This window comes from Nostocoides sp. (genome assembly GCF_035343835.1).
GTDB classification, from domain to species: domain Bacteria; phylum Actinomycetota; class Actinomycetes; order Actinomycetales; family Dermatophilaceae; genus Nostocoides_A; species Nostocoides_A vanveenii.
In genome coordinates this window covers 1-3,304 of the sequence record NZ_DAOQZV010000303.1, presented here as the reverse complement: position 1 = coordinate 3,304, position 3,304 = coordinate 1, and the positions used below count along the sequence as shown (strand labels likewise).

Annotated in this window: 4 protein-coding genes and 2 pseudogenes; 2 read left to right on the top strand and 4 right to left on the bottom strand. The window is 70.2% G+C overall.

What is annotated here, in order from left to right; genetic code table 11:
- A pseudogene (locus PKH97_RS15230) lies at positions 1–390 on the bottom strand (hypothetical protein); the annotation flags it as partial.
- 156 nt (positions 391–546) lie between these two features.
- Between PKH97_RS15230 and PKH97_RS15225 the strand changes: the two are divergent.
- Both PKH97_RS15225 and PKH97_RS15220 read left to right on the top strand, forming a co-directional pair.
- Positions 547–903 carry a tetratricopeptide repeat protein gene (locus tag PKH97_RS15225; protein WP_324388439.1) on the top strand — a complete coding sequence of 119 codons (357 nt, stop codon included), beginning with the start codon at positions 547–549 and terminating at the stop codon, positions 901–903.
- A gap of 59 nt (positions 904–962) precedes the next feature.
- The gene (locus PKH97_RS15220) at positions 963–2,138 is read left to right on the top strand and encodes a 4-hydroxybenzoate 3-monooxygenase (protein WP_324388438.1); all 1,176 of its coding nucleotides are present in this window, start codon (positions 963–965) and stop codon (positions 2,136–2,138) included.
- Positions 2,139–2,145: 7 nt separating this feature from the next.
- Here PKH97_RS15220 and PKH97_RS15215 read toward each other — a convergent pair whose 3' ends face one another.
- From PKH97_RS15215 to PKH97_RS15205, 3 genes and pseudogenes are all read right to left on the bottom strand, one after another.
- Positions 2,146–2,286 carry an EamA family transporter gene (locus PKH97_RS15215; RefSeq protein WP_324388436.1) on the bottom strand — a complete coding sequence of 47 codons (141 nt, stop codon included), beginning with the start codon at positions 2,284–2,286 and terminating at the stop codon, positions 2,146–2,148.
- On the bottom strand, positions 2,283–2,603 hold the full coding sequence (locus PKH97_RS15210; protein WP_324388440.1) for a hypothetical protein: 321 nt from the start codon (positions 2,601–2,603) through the stop codon (positions 2,283–2,285). The genes PKH97_RS15215 and PKH97_RS15210 overlap by 4 nt, the downstream gene beginning before the upstream one ends.
- 65 nt (positions 2,604–2,668) lie before the next feature.
- Positions 2,669–3,232: pseudogene (locus PKH97_RS15205) on the bottom strand (DMT family transporter); the annotation flags it as partial.
- Positions 3,233–3,304 lie beyond the last annotated feature (72 nt).

Sequence of the window (3,304 nt, the reverse complement as noted above, 5' to 3'; positions counted from 1 at the left end):
GACGACCTCCCAGTCCGCGAGCTGGTCCTGGGCCATCGGCGCGGCGACCTTCGCCGGCGCGCGGGAGGCGAGTTTGCGGGCAGCCGCAGGGCTGGCCTCGAGCAGGTCGGCGATCATCGGGAACTCGAAACCGAAGCTGTCGTGGAGCACAAAGGCCACCCGCTCGCTGGGCGTGAGCCGGTCGGTGGCGCTCGACGGGTCGGCGAGCGGCATCGCGAACACCCAGACCCCGGCGGCCTGCATCTCCTCAGTGAGGGCGATGACCCGCCCGATCACGGACTGCAACTCGCTCGGCTCGAGGGTGCGCCGGCGGGAGTGATATTGCTCAGCAGGTACTGCGACATGGCGATTCTGCTTGTTCGATCCGACCGGCTCAGCGCCGATCGTCACCCACCAGACGCGCCAGCGAAGCCAGTCTCGACGTCGTGCCGAAGAAAGTTTGCCGGCGATGGCTGGGGGCCTCGCCATGGGCACCGTCCGTCCCCGGCGCCCCTCGGCGCCCATCCCCGGAACACGCGGGCGAGCGAGCGCGTTGGACGGGCAGTCATGACTACCGAACAGCGCCTGTCCCTTGCCACCCGCCTCCTGGAAGACGGCCGGTATGCCGCGAGCGCGCGCCTCGTCGCTCCCTTGACCGTCCGCGCGCCCCGGACCAAGGACGACCTGGCGGCACAACGGATTCTGGCCCGATCGGCATACGCGCTCGGTCGGCTCGCCGAAGCCGAGCAGGCGGCCGGCCGCGTCGTGCGCCGCCGCCCGAAGGACGCGGCGATGATGCGCCTGATCGTTCGGGTCCTGCAGCGGGAGGGCCGGCACCGGGACGCAGCCGGGTGGATGACGCGACTCGACGAGCTCGGCAGCGACACCTGGGACGACGGGCCAAGCCACGGCACGGCCGCCTGAGAGCCCCGTTGCGCAATGCCATCTATCGCCGGCACCGGCCGGCTGGATAGCCTGACGCCATGAAGACCCGCGTGGCGATCATCGGGGCCGGACCGGCCGGGTTGCTCCTCTCCCACCTCCTCGAGCGCGAGGGCATCGAGTCCATCGTGGTCGAGGCGAAATCGTCGGAGTTCGTGCGCGGCCGTTTCCGCGCCGGGCTGCTCGAAGCCGCCTCCGTCGACGTGCTCGACGCCGCCGGGCTCTCCGCCGGCCTGCACAAGAACGGCCTCGAACACCGCGGCATCTATGTCCAATGGCCGGGCGCGAAGCGGTCGGTCGACTTCGTCAGCCTCGGCGGCCGACCGGTGTGGGTCTATGGCCAGAGCGAGCTGACTCGGGACATCTCCGACGCGCGGTTCGCGGCCGGCCAGCAGATGTACTACAACGTCGAGGACGTCGCCCTGCACGACGTGGACTCGACCGCGCCCTATCTGACCGGGATCGACGCGACCGGCCGCGCGATCCGCATCGACGCCGACGTCATCGTCGGCTGCGACGGATTCGCGGGCGTGAGCCGCGGGTCGATTCCCGAGCCGATCCAGCGCAGCTACGAGCGGCGATATCCGCACAGTTGGCTGGGGTTCTTCGCCGATGTCGCGCCGTCGACCGACCAGATCATCTTCGCCTGGCATCCCGACGGCTTCGCCATGCACACGATGCGCTCGGCCAGCATCAGCCGCTTCCACCTCCAGGTGCCGAATGACGACCACATCACCAATTGGTCCGACGACCGGATCTGGGAGGCGACTGCGACGCGTCTGGGCTCGGGCGAGAACGGTTGGACCCTGCATACGGGCCCGATCACCGAGAAATCGATCCTCCCCCTCCGCTGCCGGGTGACCACGCCGATGCGGCATGCCCGCCTCTTCCTCGCCGGCGACGCCGCGCACGTCGTCCCGCCGACTGGCGCCAAAGGACTCAACCTCGCGATCGCCGATGTCACCCTGCTCGCCCGCGCTCTAGGCGCATGGAAGCGCGGCGACGAGTCGTTGGCAAACGCCTACTCCGACACCGCACTTCGGCGCGTATGGCGCGCGGCCGAGTTCTCCTGGTCGTGGTCGTCCGCGCTGCATACGACCGGCGACGCCTTCGGCGATCAGTTGCAACTCGCCCAATTGGAGTGGCTCACTTCCTCCCCCTCGGGCGGCGCCGGGCTGGCCGAGAACTTCTCCGGCGTGCCCATCGCCTTCGCCTGAAGCCCGCTCAGCGCAGGCGGATCCGGTTCTGGCTGATCGCGATGCCGAGCACGGCGGCGAGCGCGCCCACGGGCTGATTCCCCGTGATCCGCTCACCCAGGAGCAGGACGCCGAGAGCGACCCCGACGACCGGGGTCAGGTAGGTCACGGTCGAGGCATTCGTGGCGCCCCAGACGGCGACCACATTGGTGTTCCAGACGTAGGCGTCCCCGTGCCGAGGATCCCGAGCGCGAGCACGCTCGCGGTGACCCGCCAGGTCAGGTGGACCGGGTGCGCCGGAAGGAACGGAGTGAGCACCAGCATCAGCACGGCACTGACGCCGACCTGGACGGTCGCGGCCGAGATCGCGGGCAGGCCACGCGGCGCGACGAAGCGGCGCAGGTAGACGAAGGCGATGCCGTAGCAGGCCGTCGCCAACAGGCAGGCGAGTTGGCCCGCAGCGCTGCCTCCCCCAGTCCGCGCCATGGGCCGAGCACGACCAGCACGCCCACGAATCCGGTGGCCAGGCCGGCGAGGCGGGCCCGGGTCGGCCGCTCCTCCGGGAGGGCCAGCAGGGCCACGACTATGGTCATCAGCGGAGTCGTCACGTTGAAGATGCTCGCCAGGCCGGAGTCGATGTGCTGCTCTGCCCAGGCGAAGAGCAGGAAGGGCACCACGCACAGCAACAACGAGACGATGCTCAAGTGCGCCCACACGCCCCGTCCTGTGGGCAGTCGGGTCCGGGTCACCAGCGAGGTGACCAGCAGCGCGACGGTGCCTCCCAGGAGTCGGCCGAGCACCACCTGCGCCGGTGACACGCCTCCAGCCCGACCTTGATGAACAGGAAGCTGGCACCCCAGATGGCCGCCAGCGCGGCGAACTGGGCCGGCATGAGGCGCGCAGGCGGGCGCGTCGTGGTCCTGGTGCTCCTCGGGGTACTGCCGAATGCGTTGGTGCGGTCGGCCCGGGCGAAATCTGCGGGACACCGGGCTGCGCTTTTGGTCTGCCGGGTATTCGTTCGAGTCCAGACCGATGTGAGGGCCGTTGTCAGGAAGAGCCGACGCCCGGCTCGCGCGCTGCCCGCGCTTGCGCGTCGACGCCGCGCAGGACGACATCGAGGGCGGCGTCGAACTCGGCGTCGATGTCGCTCCAGTCGCGACCGAGTTGCCCGGCCAGGGCCGGGTGCC

Coding starts and splice junctions, on each gene's coding strand:
- PKH97_RS15225 (WP_324388439.1), top strand. CDS start 547: ATGACTACCGAACAGCGCCTGTCCCTTGCCACCCGCCTCCTGGAAGAC.
- PKH97_RS15220 (WP_324388438.1), top strand. CDS start 963: ATGAAGACCCGCGTGGCGATCATCGGGGCCGGACCGGCCGGGTTGCTC.
- PKH97_RS15210 (WP_324388440.1), bottom strand. CDS start 2,603: ATGGCGCGGACTGGGGGAGGCAGCGCTGCGGGCCAACTCGCCTGCCTG.